Origin of the sequence: Cupriavidus plantarum (assembly GCF_905397285.1) — a bacterium.
GTDB lineage: Bacteria > Pseudomonadota > Gammaproteobacteria > Burkholderiales > Burkholderiaceae > Cupriavidus > Cupriavidus plantarum.
On record NZ_CAJPUX010000005.1, the window covers coordinates 115944 to 134038 of the forward strand.

Genomic DNA, 18095 nt, shown 5'->3' on the forward strand with positions numbered 1-18095 from the left:
GTGGGTCGAACGATGGTGGGTCACGTCAACCGCGCCACGGCGCCCGCGGTCCGGAGCCAGCGCCCCGGCGTCAGGCCAAAGGCCCGGGAGAAATGGCGCGTCATATGGCTCTGATCGGCAAATCCGGCCGCCGCGCTGGCATCGGCGAGCGCGGCGCCATGGAGCAGAAGGTGGCGCACGGCATCGAGGCGTCTCATCGTCAGATACCGGTACGGGCTCGTGCCGTAGAACGTGCGAAAGTCATGCGACAGACTCCACCGATCGCGACCCGTCGCGGCTTCGAGTTCGTCAAGCGTGACGACGCGGGCGCGGTGCGCGTGCAGATAATCCCGCGCGCGCCGCGCCGCGAGGAAGTCGCCCTTCGCCGTCCGCGCGGGCGTACCGGTCGCGGCGGCAAGAGCGTTCGCCAATTCCGCCAGCGCATCGCTTTGCTCCAGCGACTCGAGCGTGTAGCCGACCGGCGGCAACAACGCATGGGTCGCCGCCGCGAGCCGCGGGTCGGTCGTGACCCCACCCTCGAGAAACGGCAGCGCGCGCCCGCCCAGCACCTCCTGAAACAGCGCGGGCTCGACGTAAATCATCCGGTATTGAAACCCTTCCTCGGTTCCAGCACGACCATCGTGAGGCTCGTCCGGATGCAAGACGATCGTGTTGCCGGGCAAACTATTCCGCTGCCCGTGCCGATAGCGGAAACTCTGCACGCCCGCGAGCGTGCGCCCGATCGCATAGGTATCGTGGCGGTGCATCGCATAGGCATTGCCGTGGAACCACGCCTCGATGCGCTCGATCCCTTCGATCGGCGCGGCGTGCTTTACCCAGTCGGACGGCAACACTGGTTTTCTTGTGGGCATGATGTTTCGACCTCCGGCCGGTAGTCTACTGCCGCAACACCGTCGAGGCATAGTGAGCGCGCCATTCTCATCGAGCAAAGGAGCGTCACGCATGCGCTTTGCAATGATTTCCGACATTCACGGCAATATCTGGGCCCTGGAAGCCGTTCTGGCCACCATTCGTGCAATGGGCGACATAGACATGATCGTGAATCCCGGCGACATTCTGTCGGGACCACTGGAACCGTCCGCCACGGCGGACCGACTGGGAGAAGGCCGCGAAGGTAGCGGGCAGGAACGGACGGCCGGATTGGGAGCGGTGGTAATTAACGGGGCGGGTATAGCCGGAGAGTTTGCATTTGCAATCCACCAAAATACAGGTATTCTGGCGCTGATTTGATATCCTCGACCATCGTGCGTGACTTGGCCCGCCGGCATCCATGGATTGCCGGATTCCTTCTGGTTGTGTTTCTGTCAGTTCAGCTGGCAACGGCGGCCTACGCCTGCAAGATGGGCGAAAGCAGGCCAACGGAACAAGCGTCGATGGAAGCCATGGTGTCCTGCGCCGATATGGCCGAACTGGATGCCACGCCGAGCGACAGCCAAAAGGCGCTTTGCATGGGCCATTGTCAGGCCGATACAAAGCACGCCGACCACGCCGCGCCGCAGATTCCCGCATTCATCCCGGTTCTCGCGAGCATCATCGTCGAGCCCACTGTGGAGGACGCCGCGCCGTTCTTCGCACTGCGCGCGAAGCACCAGCCGCGTGCGCCACCGCCTCCGCACGCCATCCTCCACTGCTGTTTGCGCACCTAGCCTCCGAAGCTACGCCACATTCGTCTCGCTCCCTGTATCGAGGGAGCGGTGGTCGTCGTTTCCGGAGGCTTTATGTCATTCCCTCGTTGCCTGAGGCTGGCGCTGTTATGTGCGTCCACCCTCGGCATGTCGGTGGCGCTTGCCGCGCCCCCGCTTGCCGCCCCCACTTTATCCATTGAAGAAGCCGCCGCGCTGGCCTCGGCGCGTGCGCAAGATGCCGAGAACTCGCACGGCGCCATCGAAGCGGCCGTGCAGCAGTCCGTCGCCGCAGGCCAGTTGCCCGATCCGATTCTGAAGGTCGGGCTGAACGATGTCCCCGTCAGCGGTTCGGACAGCGGCTCGCTGAGCCGAGATTCCATGACCACGCGGTCGATCAGCCTACTGCAGGAATTCACGCGCGCCGACAAGCGGCGGGCACGCACCGCACGGTTCGAGGCCGAGGCTGATTCCGCCGATGCGCGGCGCATCGTCGGCGTGACGAATGTTCAGCGCAGCGCCGTCGCCGCCTGGATCGATCGCTGGTACGCGGAGCGGGCGCGAGCCCTGCTTGGCCACCACGCGCACCCACTGAACCTCGCGCTCGAAGCCGCCAACGCTGCCTATCGCAGTGGCCGCGGCACGCGCGCCGATGTACTGTCCGCCCAACTGGAAGTCCAGAAGTTGCAGGACCGCGAAAGCGAAAACCAGGCGGTGCTCGATGCTGCCACTGTCAATCTCTCGCGCTGGATCGGCGCGGATGCCACACGCCCGCTCGGCGCCCCGCCGGCCCTCGGCGTCCCGGATCGTGTCGAGCAACTCGTCCGTGCGCGTTATGACAGCGTGCCGGAAATCGCCGCGGCGCAGCGCGACGTGACACTTGCAGAGAGCGAGGTACGCCTGGCGACGGAAGCGCGCAAGCCCGATATCAGCGTGGAGCTGATGTACAGCCAGCGCGGGGCGGCCTACTCGAACCTGGCGTCGATCAACGTGAGCTTCCCGGTACCGTGGGATCGTGCCAACCGTCAGGATCGTGAAGTGTCCGCGCGACTCGCGCAGGCCACCGAGGCGCGCGCCAAAGCGGAGATTGTCCAGCGCGATACCGACGCCGTCGTTGGCGCGCGCGTCGCGGAACTGCGCCGCAACCTCGAACGGCTCAAGCGCTATGACGACGCCACGCTGCCGCTGGCCAATGCGCAGGCGGAAGCTGCCCTGACAGCCTATCGCACCAACACGGGTTCGCTGCTGGCGGTGGCGGAGGCCAATCATCGCGCCATCGATACGGCACTGGAACGGCTGACCCTGGAACGACGCACGACCAGGCTCTGGGCCGAACTGACATTCCTGACGCCACTGCCCACCGCACAAACCCAACCAGCCTCCAAGGACTTCAAATGGACCCGCGACTGACACTTGCCGCTGCGTGCGTGGTCATGATCGGTGCGGCCGGGTATGCCGGCTATCGCTTCGGCGTTGCGCAGGGTACGTCGACGATGCATGGCGAACCGGCGACGGGCGCGATGGCGAAAACCGGCGATACCGATCCGCGAACGGGCAAAAAAGTTCTCTATTGGCACGATCCGATGGTGCCCGGCCAGCGCTTCGACAAGCCCGGAAAATCGCCCTTCATGGATATGCAACTCGTGCCGGTGTATGCCGACGGTGACGGCTCCGGGGACGGCGGAGTCTCCATCGACAGTCGCGTGAGGCAGAACCTGGGCATTCGCACCGCTGAGGTGAAGGCCGCTCGCATGGGAGCCACGCTCGAGGCACCAGGCAATGTCGTTATCGATGAGCGCAGCATCCAGGTGATCCAGGCTCGCACCACCGCCTTCGTGCAGCATGTGGGCGTGCGTGCCACGCTCGATGCCGTCCGAAAGGGGCAAACGCTGATCACGCTCTATGCCCCCGAGTGGGTAGCGGCGCAGGAGGAGTACCTGGCCGTCGCCCGAATGCCCCAAGCGTTGCGGGGTGACCTCGCGGATGCGGCAAAAGCGCGCATGCGGCAAGCCGGCATGACCCCGGGGCAAGCCGATGCCGTCGCCCGTTCGGGCACACTGCAGACGGGGCAAGGGATCGTCAGCCCGCTGGACGGCGTTGTCACCGAGATCGCCGTGCGCGAAGGCATGACGGTCACCCCGGGCATGACGCTTTTCCGGTTGGCGGATCTCGGTCAGGTCTGGGTGATCGCCGAAGTGCCGGAAGCGCAGGCGCGCCGTATCGCACCGGGACAATCGGTCACGGTATCGGCCACCGCCGCCCCGGGACCCGTGAACGGCAAGGTGGATGCGATCCTGCCCGACGTCAGCGCCTCCACGCGCACCCTCAAGGTACGCATCGTCCTGCCCAACCCGCAACACCGGCTGGTCCCCGGCATGTTCGCCAGCGTGCGGTTCGACGGCGGCGATCGCCAGGACGTCCTGCAGATTCCATCCGAGGCCGTGATTCGCACGGGCCAGCGCAACGTCGTGATGGTCGATGCGGGGGCGCAAGGTTATGTGGCCACGGAAATCCGCACCGGCCAAGAATCCGATGGCATGACCGAAGTCGTCTCCGGACTGACTGCCGGGCAAAAGGTGGTGACGTCGGGCCAGTTCCTGATCGATTCCGAAGCCAGCCTGCGCGGCACCTCGGGCCGGCTGGCATCGCCGGCCGATCCGTCCGCGCCCGCCGCCGCTGTGCCGGAGCATGAGGGGATCGGACGCATCGAAGCCGTGAACGCCGCGGGCCTGACCATTTCGCATGAACCGATTCCTTCGGCACAGTGGGGTGCGATGACGATGGATTTCAGCACGCATGACCCTGCGATGCTAACGGGATTGAAACCGGGCGACCGCATCCGGTTCCGCTTCAAACTGGATCGAGACGGTGCCGCCGCGCTGTCATCGGTACAGCCGACGGGGGCTGACGGAGTCAAGCCATGATCGCGCGCATCATCCTGGCGTCCATACGTCATCGCTTCCTGGTGCTGCTGGCCACGGTCATGCTCACGGCGTGGGGGCTATGGGCGGTGCGCAGCACGCCGTTGGACGCGTTGCCAGACCTGTCCGATGTGCAGGTGATCATCCGCACGCCGTTTCCCGGGCAGGCACCGCAACTGGTCGAAAACCAGGTCACCTATCCGCTGACCACGACCATGCTGTCCGTGCCGGGGGCCAGGACCGTGCGCGGATACTCATTCTTCGGGGATTCGTTCGTCTACGTCCTGTTCGAGGACGGCACCGACCCGTACTGGGCGCGATCGCGCGTGCTGGAGTACCTGAATCAGGTGCAGTCACGCTTGCCGGCAGCCGCCAAACCTGCGCTGGGGCCGGACGCCACCGGCGTCGGCTGGATCTATGAGTACGCGCTGGTGGACAAGACCGGGCAGCACGATCTCTCGCAGCTCCGCGCGCTGCAAGACTGGTTCCTGCGCTTCGAGTTGAAGTCGCTGCCCAATGTCGCCGAGGTCGCTCCCATCGGCGGGATGGTGAAGCAGTATCAGGTCGTATTGCAGCCGGACAAGCTGCGCGCCTACAACATCCCCCAGTCGAAGATCCTGGAGGCTCTGAAGGGCGCGAACCAGGAGGCCGGAGGCTCGGTACTTGAACTTGGCGAGGCCGAGTACGCGGTGAGAGCGTCGGGGTATCTGAAGACGCTCGATGATTTCCGGCAGATTCCGCTAGTGACCCGCGAAGCCAGCATTCCTGTGCGACTCGGCGATGTGGCCACGGTCCAGTTCGGTCCCGAGTTGCGGCGCGGTATCGCCGAACTCGATGGCGAAGGCGAGGTCGCCGGCGGTGTCATCGTGATGCGCTCGGGCAAGAACGCGCTGGAAACCATCGAGGCAGTCAAGGCCAGGCTCGCCGTGCTCGAGAAGAGCCTGCCGGCAGGCGTCGAGATCGTCGCCACGTACGACCGCTCGTCCCTGATCCATCGCGCGGTGGACAATCTGACGCACAAGCTCGTCGAAGAGTTCATCGTCGTCGCGCTGGTTTGTCTGATCTTCCTGTTCCACCTGCGCTCGGCACTGGTGGCCATCGTTTCGCTACCGTTGGGCGTGCTAGCCGCGTTCCTGGTCATGCGCTATCAGGGCGTCAATGCAAACATCATGTCGCTGGGGGGCATCGCCATTGCCATCGGCGCGATGGTCGACGCCGCGGTCGTCATGATCGAGAATGCGCACAAGCACCTCGAACACTGGCATGCGGACCATCCCGGCAGGGCACTCTCCGGGGAGGAGCGCTGGCGTGTGATCGGCGAATCGGCGGCGGAGGTAGGCCCTGCGCTGTTCTTCTCGCTGCTGATCATCACGCTCTCCTTTGTGCCGGTGTTCACGCTGGAAGCGCAGGAGGGACGGCTATTCTCGCCGCTGGCATTTACCAAGACTTACTCGATGGCCGCTGCCGCGGGGTTGTCGGTGACCCTGGTGCCAGTATTGATGGGATATATGATCCGGGGCAGGATTCCCAGCGAACAATCCAATCCGCTCAATCGATGGTTGATACGCGCCTACCAGCCGATATTGGCCAAGGTGCTGACTTACCCGAAGACCACGGTCGCCATTGCAGCGGTTTTGCTGGCCGCGACCGTCTGGCCGATTTCGCGCGTTGGCGGCGAGTTCATGCCGCCTCTCGACGAGGGTGACCTGCTGTATATGCCCTCCGCGCTGCCCGGCCTTTCCGCGGGCAAGGCCGCGCAATTGCTCCAGCAGACGGACAGGCTGATCAAGACAGTCCCAGAAGTTGCCACCGTGTTCGGCAAGGCGGGCCGCGCGGACTCCGCGACCGATCCCGCGCCGCTGGAGATGTTCGAAACCACGATCCAGTTCAAGCCGCGGGATCAATGGCGCGCGGGCATGACGCCGGACAGGCTCGTCGAAGAACTCGATCGCGTGGTGAAGGTGCCGGGCCTGTCGAACATCTGGGTACCGCCGATCCGCAACCGGATCGACATGCTGGCCACCGGCATCAAGAGCCCCGTGGGCATCAAGGTGGCGGGCACGGACCTGAAGGAGATCGATCGGCTTGCCACGCGCATCGAGGAAGCCGTGAAAACCGTTCCGGGTGTCACCTCTGCATTGGCCGAGCGGCTGTCTGGCGGGCGCTATATCGACGTCAATATCGACCGGATGGTGGCGGGCCGCTATGGCCTGAATATCGACAACGTCCAGAGCATCGTGTCCTCGGCGGTCGGTGGCGACAACGTTGGGGAAGTAGTCGACGGATTGGCGCGCTTTCCCATCAATGTCCGTTACCCGCGCGATTACCGCGATTCGGTGGAGCAATTGCGCGCCTTGCCCATCGTCACGGATCGAGGGCAGCAGATCACCCTGTCCGACGTGGCACGCCTCGAGGTGGTGCAAGGCCCGCCGATGCTGCGAAGCGAAAACGCGCGGCTGTCCGGCTGGATCTACGTGGACATTCGCGGACGCGACTTGCGTTCGGCGGTCCGTGACATGCAGGCAGTCGTGGCGAAGGCGGTGCCAATGCCAGCCGGCTATTCCCTCAGTTGGTCGGGGCAGTTCGAATACCTGGAGCGGGCCACCGCAAAGCTGAAGGTGGTGGTGCCCTTCACACTATTGATCATCTTCGTCCTGCTTTATCTGGTGTTCGGCCGTCTTGATGAAGCACTGCTGATCATGGGCACGTTGCCGCTCGCGCTGATCGGCGGCTTCTGGCTGCTCTATGGGCTTGGCTATAACTTGTCGGTTGCGGGCGTGGTCGGGTTCATCGCATTGGCCGGCGTGGCGGCCGAGTTCGGCGTGATCATGCTGCTTTACCTCAAGCACGCCTGGAGCGCGCGCGAAGCCAGCGGCGAGGCAAACCTCCCCATGCTGCTGGAAGCCATTCAGGAAGGCGCGGTGCAGCGTGTCCGTCCCAAGGCCATGACGGTCGCGGTCATTCTCGCTGGCCTGGTTCCGATCATGTGGTCGCATGGCACGGGCTCGGAGGTCATGCAGCGGATTGCCGCGCCGATGGTCGGCGGCATGGTGACCGCGCCCTTGCTTTCCCTGTTTGTTGTCCCGGCGGTGTACCTGCTGATACGCCAACGCCAGGCAAAACCTGGCTCCCTTTCCACCCACCCCTCGCTTCAAGAGAAAACGCAATGAAACACGTCAACACGCTCGCACTGGTTCTATCGCTGACGGCCACCTCGGCGGCATTCGCGGCCGGCCCCATGGACGGCATGGACATGAAGCCATCTGCTGCATCACCAAAGGCTCCGCAGCCTGTCGCAGCGGAAGTCAGGAAGATCGATGTCCCAACCGGGAAGGTAACGCTCAAGCACGGCCCGATTGAAAACCTCGGCATGCCCGCCATGGTGATGGCATTTCCTGTCAAGGACCGTGCATCGTTAAAGAACTTCAAGGAGGGCGACGCGGTTTTCGCTACGTTCGACAAGGTCAACGGCGAACCGGCCATCGTGGACATGAAGCAACGGTAGGCGCGGCGGGCATAGCACGAATCGCAACAGAACACTGCTCCACGTTGAGTGCAGAATTACAGGTATGCGGGCGCAAAAATGCCGCGCCAACGAGATTTATGGGAAAAGCGATGCAATCGAAGACTCATTGGGAACAGGTCTACGCGGCGAAATCGCCGAGCGACGTAAGTTGGTATCAGCCCCGCGCAACGCTGTCGCTAGGCCTGATTCAACGAATCGGCACAGGACCGGATGCGGCGATTATCGATGTCGGCGGCGGCACCTCGACCTTGACCGACGATCTGATCGGTCTCGGCTACCACAACCTTTCCGTGCTGGATCTCTCCGGCGAAGCGCTGGCCGTGGCGCGACGGCGGCTCGGCCAGAAATCTGATCTCGTGAACTGGGTTGAAGCTGACGTCACATCTGCGACCTTACCAGAGCGGTTCTTCGATGTCTGGCATGACCGGGCGGTGTTTCACTTCCTCACGGACGAGGCAGACCGCCGCACGTATGTCGAACAGGTAGTGCGAGCAGTCAAGCCGGGGGGCCACGTAATCGTCGCAACCTTTGCTCCTGATGGTCCCGCTCAGTGCAGCGGTCTTCCCGTAGTCCAGTACGACGCGGATTCTCTACACGGTGAATTCGGCCCGGCATTCGAACTAGTCGAACACGACGAAGAAGCCCACGTCACGCCGGCAGGGCGCGTCCAGCATTTCATCTATTGTCACTGCGTTAAACCGCATTGAACCGAGTCTGTAAGCACCGTCGGGACGCACGAGTCAATTCGATGCGCGTCTGGACGGGATACCGATGCCGCGTGCAGCGTGGAGCAACCCTTGGACATTCTGACCGTGCACGTCTTCGGGTAAATGCGCGGGACACGGCTCAATGCATCGACCTTGTTACCGCGCCATTGTGGGTGTCTGAAAACTGCCCGACGGCCGAGTTATCGATGCAAAATCTCAGTGCTCCCGGTGGCCGTACGCCCTCAAAACAATAGAGTCGTTGTCAGGACCGATGCATACCCCCGCTTCGATCGCCGGCCATCCTCTCCATCCAATTCATTTGCGACGATGGTGGGCGGAATCATTGGCGCGCTAGTAGCACATGGCAATGTGGAGTGGGAAGAAACCCTTCTCCCGACATACCCGGCGCACCGAGACCAATCGCGGCAGGGCCCCCGTCGTTCGTGAACCTTCGACAGCGCCCGCAAAAGCGGAGCGCTACGGCGAATTGAGGCGCTCAGTCGCCGCGCGCGCCGATGCCGTCGAGCATAGCGATTGCTTCTGGAGACAGCCTCAACGCGGCAGCGGCGACATTCTGCTGGAGGTGTGCGACCGAAGAGGTTCCCGGAATCAACAAGATGTTGGGCGAGCGTTGCAGCAGCCAGGCCAGCGCGGTTTGTAGCGGCGTCGCCCCGCACTCTGCCGCCACTCGCTCGAGCGCTGACGACTGTAGGGACGAGAAGCCGCCCAGCGGAAAGAACGGCACGAATGCAATACCGTCGCCGGCAAGCTGCGTCACGAGCGCATCGTCGGTCCGGTGGGCCAGGTTGTACTGGTTCTGGACGCATACGATATCGACGATGCTCCTCGCCTGCGCGATCTGTCTAGCCGTCGCGTTACTCAGACCGATGTGCCGCACCACGCCCTTTCGCTGCAACTCCGCTAGCGCGGTTAATGGCTCCTCCAGATCTCCCTCCGCAGGACCCATCACGTCGAACATCAGCCGCAGGTTCACCACATCCATCCGCTCCAGGCCCAGATGATTCAGATTGTCATAGACCGCCGCCTCCAGTTCGGCCGGGGCCATCGCCCGCTGCCACGAGGCATCGGCGCCGCGGCGCGCGCCGACCTTGGTGACGATGACCAGGTCGTCGCGGTACGGATGCAGGGCCTCCCGGATGATCTGGTTGGTGACGTGCGGGCCGTAGAAGTCGCTGGTATCGATGTGGTTGACGCCCAATTCCAGCGCGGCGCGCAGCACGGCGATCGCTTGCTGGCGATCTCTGGGCGGGCCGAAAACATGCGGGCCTGCCAACTGCATGGCGCCATAGCCCATCCGGGTAACTTCAAGATCGCCGAGCCGGAAATTGCCGGCGCTTTTGGCTGGTGTCATTCTTTCGCTCCTTGTGTGAACAGTTGACAGGCAGTCTAGAAGCTCGCACGCTGTCCCACAATTCGGCACAATGGAACAACCTGTGCGGAATTCAGGACAATACGAACAAACCCATGGCCGACCTTCAAGACATTGGCGCCTTCGTCGCCGTCGCCACGCATGGCGGCTTTCGTGGCGCAGCGCGCGTGACTGGAGCCAGTGCTTCGCAACTGAGCGAAGCGGTGCGCCGCCTCGAGGCGAGCCTTGGCGTGCGGCTGTTCAACCGAACTACACGCAGTGTGGCCGCCACCGATGCCGGCCAGCGTCTGCTGGAGCAACTGACACCGGCGCTTGGGGCCATTGAAACGGCGCTAGACGTGGTCAACGGCTTCCGCGACCGGCCCGCTGGGCGACTGCGGCTGAACGTCCCGTTATCTGCGTCCAAGCTGGTGCTGCCGCGCATAGTCCCCCCCTTCCTCGCCGCCTATCCCGAAATCTGCCTCGAAGTGGTCGTGGAGGACCGTTTTGTTGACCTGCTGCAATCTGGCTGCGATGCCGGTATTCGCTATGAAGAAAGTATGGAGCAGGACATGGTGGCGATTCCCATTGGTCCCAGGCGTCAGCGCATGGCGCTAGCCGCTTCGCCGACCTACATCGCCCACCATGGCCGACCGCGCCATCCCGACGATCTACGCAAGCACATCTGCATTCGCGGACGCTTTTCCAGCGGCGCGATGCCAGCCTGGTTCTTCGAGCACAAGGGCAAATCTGTGACGGTGGAGACGGATGGTCCGTTGATCGTCAATCTCGGCGCGGCCGCCGATCTGGCGGTCGATGCGGCAGTGGCCGGTGCCGGCCTGGTCTATCTGTTTGAGGAATGGTTGCAACCCTACATCGATCGCGGTGAACTAGAGCCGCTTCTCGAACGCTGGTGGCCGAGTTTCAGCGGCCCCTCGCTGTACTATCCTGGCCGCCGCTACCTGCCTGCGCCACTGCGCGCGTTCGTGGACTTCGTGCAGACTGTCCGCTGGTAGTACGCAGCAGCGTCAGGTAGGCCTAGTGCCGGCTCGCAACTAGCGGTTCACCAGCCCGCGCAGAAGGACAATCTGTTGCGATGACGAGCTGCGCAGCCACGGATTGATCAATCCGCCTGGCGTTCGTACTGGCGCCCCATGGACGGGAATCCATGAGCCTTTGCTCGCCACGCCGCCGTCATGCCAATCATCAATAGCGACGCGACCACCCAGGGGATAGAGGCAACACCCGCGGTTTCCAGCAGTATCCCGCCCACAATGCCGCTGCAGGCAAACGATAGATTGAAAGCCGTTACCAATGCGGACTGGGCAAGCTCCGCGCCTTCGCCCGCCGCATCGGCCAGCGCAGTCTGGAGGAGTGTCGGCGCCCCGCCAAAGGTGAAGCCCCAGATCGCGACGCCGACGGATGTGATTGCATATGTCTTCGCATACAATCCAAGCACCACCGAAGCGACGGCAAAAGCTCCGATCCCGAGGAGTATCAACTGGCGCAGCCACACGTCTACGAGACAGCCGGTCACCCAGATTCCGATCACGGAGAAGACGCCAAAGATCAGCAGCACAGCTTCTACATCGTGGGCAAGTCCAACGGATGCCAGGTACGGCGCAATGTATGTGTAAAGGATGTAGTGGGGGAGAATCCAGGCCATCACCACGCACAGCACAGGGCGTACCCCCTCCATCACTAGCACTTGCCGCATTGGAAAACGGTGTCCCGCCCTCTTCCCGGGATAGTCGGGAACCTTCCAGCACACCCAGGCCATCAACGCGAGCGACATCGCGGACATGATGCCGAAGATGCTGCGCCAACCGATGGCACGACTTATTCCAACGCTTAGTGGCACCCCTACCGACAACGCCAGAGGGATACCGATCATAGCTATTGCGAGCGCGCGCCCCTGCATGGAAGCGGGAGCAATCCGTCTCGCGTATGAGGCCAATTGACACCATGCGAGTCCGGTGGCGAGTCCGACGGCAAAGCGCGTAGCCAGCGTCAGCACGAAACTCGTTGACACCGCAGTGATGGCATTGCAAACAAGGAATGCCGCCAACACCAGCAACAAGACGGTCCGTCGTTTCCATCTGCGAACCATCGCGGTCAAAGGGATGGCTGCCAGTCCGGATCCTAACGCGCACGACGTCACGAGCTGGCCGGCCCACGCTTCGCTCATATGGTACCCGCTGGCTATGTCTGGGAGTAATCCCGCTGGCACGGTTTCGTTCGCTGTGGCGATGAAGCTGGTCATGGCTAACGCCAGCAATGCCGACAGAGGCAAGCGATTCGCTGCCCCACCATGTCGGATACCAAGAGTCGTTGCCCCGGAGTCGTTGTCCATCTTGCTTCCCCTCTTCTATCGATCGCCCTGATATTGGGCTTGCAGATTGGCAGTTTGCTTGATAGATATTCGATTGATAATTGGCCTGGCATTTGAATACTTTCCAAATCTGGATGAAGAATGGCAACCGATCGACTAGGTGACATGCGTCTGTTCGTGGAAACGGCGGCACTGGGAAATCTGTCCGCCGCTGGTCGCAAGCTTGGGTTCTCCCCGGCAGCAGCGAGTGCGAGGCTCAGCAAGCTGGAGGCGGCGCTTTCGACGCGGTTATTGGACCGCAATACCAGGCAGGTACGGCTGACCGAAGAGGGTCGGCTATACCTTCATCACTGCCGCATCGCATTGACAGCTATCGATGACGCGGAGGCCGCACTGAGCGCGGGCCACGGAGCACCACGCGGTAAGGTCAGGATCTCGGCTTCGGCGGATTTCGGCCGTTACATGCTGAGTCAATGGCTGGAAGCGTTCGTCCGAGCGCAGCCAGAGCTCAAACTCGCACTGAGCCTGACCGACTCCATCTCCGACTTACTGCAAGACGACGTGGATCTCGCAATCCGGTTTGGACGACCAACCAACCCTTCATTGGTCGCGCGGAAGCTGGCACCTAACTGGCGTGTGCTATGTGCATCGCCCGACTATCTCGCCAACTATGGCACGCCGCGGACCCCGACCAATCTGGACGCGCACCAGTTCGTCGTTTTGGTGACGGCTGCAGGTCCACTGAACCAATTTCGCTTCGTTTCCGACGGCCAATGCTGGGATCACACCGTCGCAATGGAGAACGCGTGGGAAACAAACGATGGTGCCATGGCACGTGCATGGACACTTGCCGGATTAGGCATAGCTCGCAAGACGATCTGGGACGCGGCAGCGGATATTCGCGCGGGCAAACTTAAGGTTGTGCTTCCGGAGTGGATCGAGGAAGAGCCCGGCATCTACGCAGTGTTCAATCGCAACCGGTATATGAGCCCTCGCGTAAGAGTATTGCTCGATTTTCTTCTCCACCGTTTCCAGGATGCGCTATCCGATGGCATCCTGGAAGGAATGCCGACGCCGTCCTCGTCGAGAGCCTGAGCCAGCTCCCGAAGCCCGTCGCCGTGGATTCCACCCATAGTGAGATTTGCGACGAGAAGCGAAGACGAGCGTCGGCCTGGCGACCCTAACCCGGAGCCGCGCCACGATTCAAGAAAGCTAACTCCGAAACGGGCGCTCTCCCGCTGCTGAGGGACGACGCTGCAGCAGATAGACACCGCACACGATGCAGCTGGCCGCGACGATGTCGACCGGACGCAGAGGCTCGCCGGCGAACCCCGCGCCGATCATTAATGCTACAACCGGCGGGATATATGTGACACTCGCCGCCGTCAATGCGCCAAGCTGGCCCACGATGTAGTAGTAAATCACATAGGCGATACCCGTGCCGCAGACACCGAGGCCGAGCACCGTGCCAACTAAAGTGCGCGGGTCATCGGCGACGCGACCTATAACGCCGAAATCGGTCAGCGCGGAAATGATGGCGAGCGCAATACCGATCTGCCACGTGCAAAGAGCAAGCGGCGACATGTCTAGTCCGGAGAGATATCGACGTGCGTACACGAACGAGCAGCCTACACTCACACACCCGAGCAACATATAGGCGACGCCCGTGAGACTGACGCCTGCAACGCTTACTCGCCATGGTTGCGCAATCAAGACAACGCCCGCGAGGCCGAAAGCTATTCCGGCCAACATCCGCGACGTCGGCTGTTCGTGCCGAAGCAAAGCCCATGTACAGAGTGCAGACACGAGCGGAATCGCACCGCTGAGCATGCCCGCGACACCGGATGGCAGCAGACCCGAGCCTTTTGCGAACGCGTAATAGTAGATGACGGTCGCCAGCAGCGACATCACCGCGAAATGGTGGATATGACGCAATTGCTGCCAGCGCAGCGCACGCTTCGCCAACGCGAACACGAGTACCGGCACGAAGCCGCAAAGCACGCGAAGGAATACGATCTGCGTCGCCGACAGGCTGACGCTAGCCCATTTCATGAACAGGAAATTGGTGCCCCAGATCAGGCCGAGGGCGGCTAAGGCAAATTTGGGAAGGTACATGGTGCGAGCACACGGTTGAATCTTACCCATTGTGTGCCCCCGGAAATCAGAGTACAAACCATTTGATCTGCCCTACGATATAGAAAAGCTGCATCATGTCCACCATTCCACCGCTGAAAGCCGTAGTTGCATTCGAAGCTTCGATGCGGCATTCCAGTTTTTCTCTCGCAGCGGACGAGCTTGGCGTGACGGCCGGCGCGGTGGGGCAGCAGGTGCAGAAGCTCGAGCAATGGCTGGGTGTGCCGCTTTTCGTTCGCCAGACACGACAGGTCACTCCCACACCAGAGGCGCGAATTTACATGGCGCAGGTACAGCCTGCGCTCGCGGAGATCGTGCATGCCAGCCGCCGCATGAGGGAACGACGGCATAATGCGGTACGACTATCGATGCCGCCAAGCTTTGCGGCCAAATGGTTCGCACCGCGCATGGCGCATTTCCTACAGCATCATCCGGGTATCTCGCTTAGCCTAAGCACTTCTACGGCCCTCGTAGACTTCGAACTCGAAGGCATCGACCTGGCCGTGCGTCATTTCAGCGGCGAAGACCCACGACTGGCGGTCCGATTGCTACGGGCGGACGAGGCACGCGCCTATTGCAGCCCCGCGTACGCGCGGAAAGCAAAACTCGGCGCTCCGGACGCATTGCTATCGGCGACGCTGCTGCACAACTCACTGCATCCGCACTGGGCGGCGTGGCTCGCCCGATACAGCGGCTTGACCGCGCGTCGCATCGGATCGATCGCTGGGATCCAGTTCGATCAGTCACTGATGGCCATCGACGCCGCAGTGCGTGCGCAGGGAGTCGTGCTGACGAGCGCGATCCTTGTGGAGGAAGAGGTGGCGAGCAAACTACTGGTTGATCCCTTCGGGGTCGGGCTGCCACTGCCGAGCGGCTACTACCTCGTCCACCCGCGCGCTGCTTCATTGAACGACGGCGCGAGGCAGCTCAGTCAATGGCTTTGCGCGCAGTTTTCCGTCTCTTGTCTTCAGCCGTCAGGAGCAGACCCTGCTGACCGTGGTTGCTAGCCTCTCACCCGCGCCGCAAGAACGAAGCCCCACGCCAAGCCAAGCAGCCCGGCGGCAATTGAGCCGATCAGCACGCCGATCTTGGCGGCACCGACGTGACTCTCGTCGCTGAACGCAAGCATGGCGATAAAAATGGACATCGTGAATCCGATGCCAGCCAGCAGGCCGATCAGCATCACCCACGGCCAAGTCACGCCCTCCGGCAGCCGGCACAGACCGAGCCTGACCACGAGCCAGGATATGGTGAAAACGCCCAATGGCTTGCCGACGCACAGCGCAACGGCGATACCCGCCGTGATTCACAGTGGTTCTGTGGCTGCGATACTCACACCGCTCAGACTCACCCCCGCATTCGCAAGCGCGAACAATGGCATGATCCCGTAGGCAACCCACGGGTGCAGGGCTGACTGCACGCGCACCACGGGCGGAAGAATCTCTCGTTGCGCGACGCGCAGTTCCTTCACGGGTTGTCCGAGCTGATGCGCATCGCCCGGCTCCGCCGCGATTTTCTCGTCCAGTTCGTTTGCCACGCGCGAGACGATGTCGATCGGGCGCTCTCGCATCGGCGTCGATGTCACTGGCGTGAGCAGCCCCAGCAGAACACCCGCCAACGTGGGATGGGCGCCCGTCTTCAGCAGCCCGATCCACACGATTGCACCGGGGATGACGTAGGCATTGGCCGAACCGATGCCCATACGCTGCAGGGAAAACACCAGCGCGACGCCCGCGCCAATGACCAGAAAGCCGGTGTAGTCCAGCCCACCCGAGTAGAAAAGCGCGATGATCAGCACGGCGACGATGTCATCGATGATGGCCAGCGTCAGCAGGAACACGCGAACATTGCCGGGAATCGACCGGCCAAGCAGCGCCAGCACCCCCACGGCGAACGCAATATCGGTCGCGGTTGGTACGGCCCAGCCATCGCGGCCTGGCGGTTCGTGATTGAGCGCGAAATAGATGCAAGCAGGCACCGCCACGCCACCGAGGGCGGCCGCGATAGGCAAGGCCGCCTGCCTGGGGTCGCTTAACGCGCCTTCATGAATTTCCCGCCGAATCTCCATCCCGACCACGAGAAAAAAGATGGTCATCAGCGCATCGTTGATCCAGAAATGCAGAGGCTGCACAAACTGAAAGCTGCCGAGACCAAGCGTCAGCGGCGTATGCCACAGGTCGTAATAGCTTCGATTGTCGGGAAGATTCGCCCACAACAGCGCGATGGCCGCGGCGACCAGCAGCACGATGCCGCTTCCGGATTCGATATGGAGAAAGCGCTCAAGCGTGGCAAAGGCACGTTCGGCAAGAAGTTGAGCGCGCGGGAGATCCCGCGGCGAAGGCGAGCGATCGTTCATGGGACGTGTGTACGCCGCGCGGCGGCCCGACCTGCGCGATTTACCTGTCCCGTTGCACCCACGCGCAACTAACACCCGTAGACGATTATAACTTCTGACTAAGCAAGTCCGAAGCGCACGACAGCGTGAATGGGCTAAATGTTGCGCGAATGACTCTTGAAGGCTAATCGTGTCCAGGTCACACCCATGTTCCTGTTCACTTGCTGAATGGACTCGGCACGGAGATTGAGAATGGGCTGCAAACCCTGGATGCGCGCGAGTTGGATTGTTTCTTCGGCCGAAACGGCAAACATGCGCCGGCCTTCGGGAACGGGTCCATGCCGCAGAGACATGATCAGAATGCCGCCCTCTCTCACAAGTGAGGCTATGTTCGGCATCGCGCGGCGCCGTTGCGCTTCATCAAGATGCATCCAGACGGCTGTTAGCATCACTACGTCAAATGTCTCGTTCCTTGAAAGCAGGATTGCAAGATCCGGGAGGCTGTCATTGATCCATTCAACGCGCGACGTTGGATGCAGCTCGATCCCGGCAACGCGCAGTTCGTCGACCGGCTCAACCGCTACGACGGTGTGACCCAACGCCGAAAGCGCCGCCGCATCCGTGCCCACTCCTGAACCAACATCGAGAATTCTTGACGGGACCCGTGGTATCAAGTGCAGGACTGGCTCGTGTCGGGCGGCAAAAGAGATGTTCCGCCATTGCTTGACAAAGGACTGCGCATTCTCGGCGTAGCCTTCTGTGCCGCTCACTTTAATGGACATCGACTACGCCTTGAATTTCACTAGTCAGGAATTCTGACAGATTGTCCCCAAACCCGGGCCTTGAGTGATGAAGGCCTGCGGCTACAACATGATGATGGAGCCGACCGACTCGATGCTGCTCAACGGTATTGCTGGCGCGCAATCGTGCATGATCGAGCAGCAGTTCAAGTATGCGCGGCCGGCTAACAGCCTGCTATGCAAGAACACGCCAGGTTTGCCCGCCTGCCACAATCGCCCCATCGACGCCGAGCGCTGTTGCGTTCGGCCGAAAGCCGCAGGTCAGCCCTGATCCGCGGCACACTTAAGTCATGACGGTAGAGAACGTCGTTCTTCCCCCCTCGGCATGGCGGGGTTTTATGTGTCCACTC

At 62.2% G+C, this 18095-nt stretch carries 16 protein-coding genes and 1 pseudogene; 11 read left to right on the forward strand and 6 right to left on the reverse strand.

Annotation, left to right across the window (positions count from 1 at the left end):
- Positions 1–20: 20 nt before the first annotated feature.
- Positions 21–851: an AraC family transcriptional regulator gene (locus KHP16_RS20555; RefSeq protein ID WP_211961008.1), complete on the reverse strand. Its 831-nt coding sequence runs from the start codon at positions 849–851 to the stop codon at positions 21–23.
- A 91-nt stretch (positions 852–942) separates the two neighbouring features.
- Here KHP16_RS20555 and KHP16_RS28645 point away from each other — a divergent pair, with 91 nt between their 5' ends.
- From KHP16_RS28645 to KHP16_RS20590, 7 genes are all read left to right on the forward strand, one after another.
- Positions 943–1230 (forward strand): metallophosphoesterase family protein, encoded by a 288-nt coding sequence (locus KHP16_RS28645; RefSeq protein ID WP_211961009.1) that lies wholly within the window; start codon positions 943–945, stop codon positions 1228–1230.
- A complete protein-coding gene (locus KHP16_RS20565) occupies positions 1227–1646 on the forward strand; it encodes a copper resistance protein (protein WP_244835924.1) in 420 nt (139 codons plus the stop codon). The genes KHP16_RS28645 and KHP16_RS20565 overlap by 4 nt, the downstream gene beginning before the upstream one ends.
- Positions 1647–1718: 72 nt before the next feature.
- On the forward strand, positions 1719–3032 hold the full coding sequence (locus KHP16_RS20570; protein ID WP_211961164.1) for a TolC family protein: 1314 nt from the start codon (positions 1719–1721) through the stop codon (positions 3030–3032).
- Positions 3017–4546, forward strand: a complete 1530-nt coding sequence (locus tag KHP16_RS20575; protein ID WP_211961010.1) for an efflux RND transporter periplasmic adaptor subunit — start codon at positions 3017–3019, stop codon at positions 4544–4546. The genes KHP16_RS20570 and KHP16_RS20575 overlap by 16 nt, the downstream gene beginning before the upstream one ends.
- On the forward strand, positions 4543–7713 hold the full coding sequence (locus KHP16_RS20580; protein ID WP_211961011.1) for an efflux RND transporter permease subunit: 3171 nt from the start codon (positions 4543–4545) through the stop codon (positions 7711–7713). Before KHP16_RS20575 ends, KHP16_RS20580 begins: the two co-directional genes overlap by 4 nt.
- A complete protein-coding gene (locus KHP16_RS20585) occupies positions 7710–8048 on the forward strand; it encodes a copper-binding protein (protein WP_109584054.1) in 339 nt (112 codons plus the stop codon). The genes KHP16_RS20580 and KHP16_RS20585 overlap by 4 nt, the downstream gene beginning before the upstream one ends.
- A 110-nt stretch (positions 8049–8158) precedes the next feature.
- On the forward strand, positions 8159–8776 hold the full coding sequence (locus KHP16_RS20590) for a class I SAM-dependent methyltransferase (protein WP_211961012.1): 618 nt from the start codon (positions 8159–8161) through the stop codon (positions 8774–8776).
- Between the two features lie 496 nt (positions 8777–9272).
- Here the strand turns inward: KHP16_RS20590 and KHP16_RS20595 are convergent, their stop codons facing one another.
- Positions 9273–10148, reverse strand: a complete 876-nt coding sequence (locus tag KHP16_RS20595) for an aldo/keto reductase family oxidoreductase (protein WP_211961013.1) — start codon at positions 10146–10148, stop codon at positions 9273–9275.
- Positions 10149–10261: 113 nt separating this feature from the next.
- Between KHP16_RS20595 and KHP16_RS20600 the strand changes: the two genes are divergently transcribed.
- A complete protein-coding gene (locus tag KHP16_RS20600) occupies positions 10262–11161 on the forward strand; it encodes a LysR family transcriptional regulator (protein ID WP_211961014.1) in 900 nt (299 codons plus the stop codon).
- 107 nt (positions 11162–11268) lie between these two features.
- On the opposite strand, the gene KHP16_RS20605 is transcribed toward KHP16_RS20600, so the two are convergent.
- Positions 11269–12498 carry an MFS transporter gene (locus KHP16_RS20605; RefSeq protein WP_211961015.1) on the reverse strand — a complete coding sequence of 410 codons (1230 nt, stop codon included), beginning with the start codon at positions 12496–12498 and terminating at the stop codon, positions 11269–11271.
- A gap of 120 nt (positions 12499–12618) precedes the next feature.
- On the opposite strand from KHP16_RS20605, the gene KHP16_RS20610 reads away from it, so the two are divergent.
- Positions 12619–13572 carry a LysR family transcriptional regulator gene (locus KHP16_RS20610; RefSeq protein ID WP_211961016.1) on the forward strand — a complete coding sequence of 318 codons (954 nt, stop codon included), beginning with the start codon at positions 12619–12621 and terminating at the stop codon, positions 13570–13572.
- Positions 13573–13689: 117 nt separating this feature from the next.
- Here the strand turns inward: KHP16_RS20610 and KHP16_RS20615 are convergent, their stop codons facing one another.
- A complete protein-coding gene (locus KHP16_RS20615) occupies positions 13690–14592 on the reverse strand; it encodes a DMT family transporter (RefSeq protein WP_211961017.1) in 903 nt (300 codons plus the stop codon).
- Between the two features lie 95 nt (positions 14593–14687).
- Here KHP16_RS20615 and KHP16_RS20620 point away from each other — a divergent pair, with 95 nt between their 5' ends.
- Positions 14688–15617 carry a LysR substrate-binding domain-containing protein gene (locus KHP16_RS20620; RefSeq protein ID WP_211961018.1) on the forward strand — a complete coding sequence of 310 codons (930 nt, stop codon included), beginning with the start codon at positions 14688–14690 and terminating at the stop codon, positions 15615–15617.
- Here the strand turns inward: KHP16_RS20620 and nhaA are convergent.
- Positions 15614–16966: pseudogene (gene nhaA, locus KHP16_RS20625) on the reverse strand (Na+/H+ antiporter NhaA). The gene KHP16_RS20620 and the pseudogene nhaA overlap by 4 nt on opposite strands.
- Positions 16967–17100: 134 nt before the next feature.
- Positions 17101–17727 carry a class I SAM-dependent methyltransferase gene (locus KHP16_RS20630; RefSeq protein ID WP_211961019.1) on the reverse strand — a complete coding sequence of 209 codons (627 nt, stop codon included), beginning with the start codon at positions 17725–17727 and terminating at the stop codon, positions 17101–17103.
- A gap of 64 nt (positions 17728–17791) precedes the next feature.
- Here KHP16_RS20630 and KHP16_RS20635 point away from each other — a divergent pair, with 64 nt between their 5' ends.
- Positions 17792–18016, forward strand: a complete 225-nt coding sequence (locus tag KHP16_RS20635; RefSeq protein ID WP_211961020.1) for a hypothetical protein — start codon at positions 17792–17794, stop codon at positions 18014–18016.
- Positions 18017–18095 lie beyond the last annotated feature (79 nt).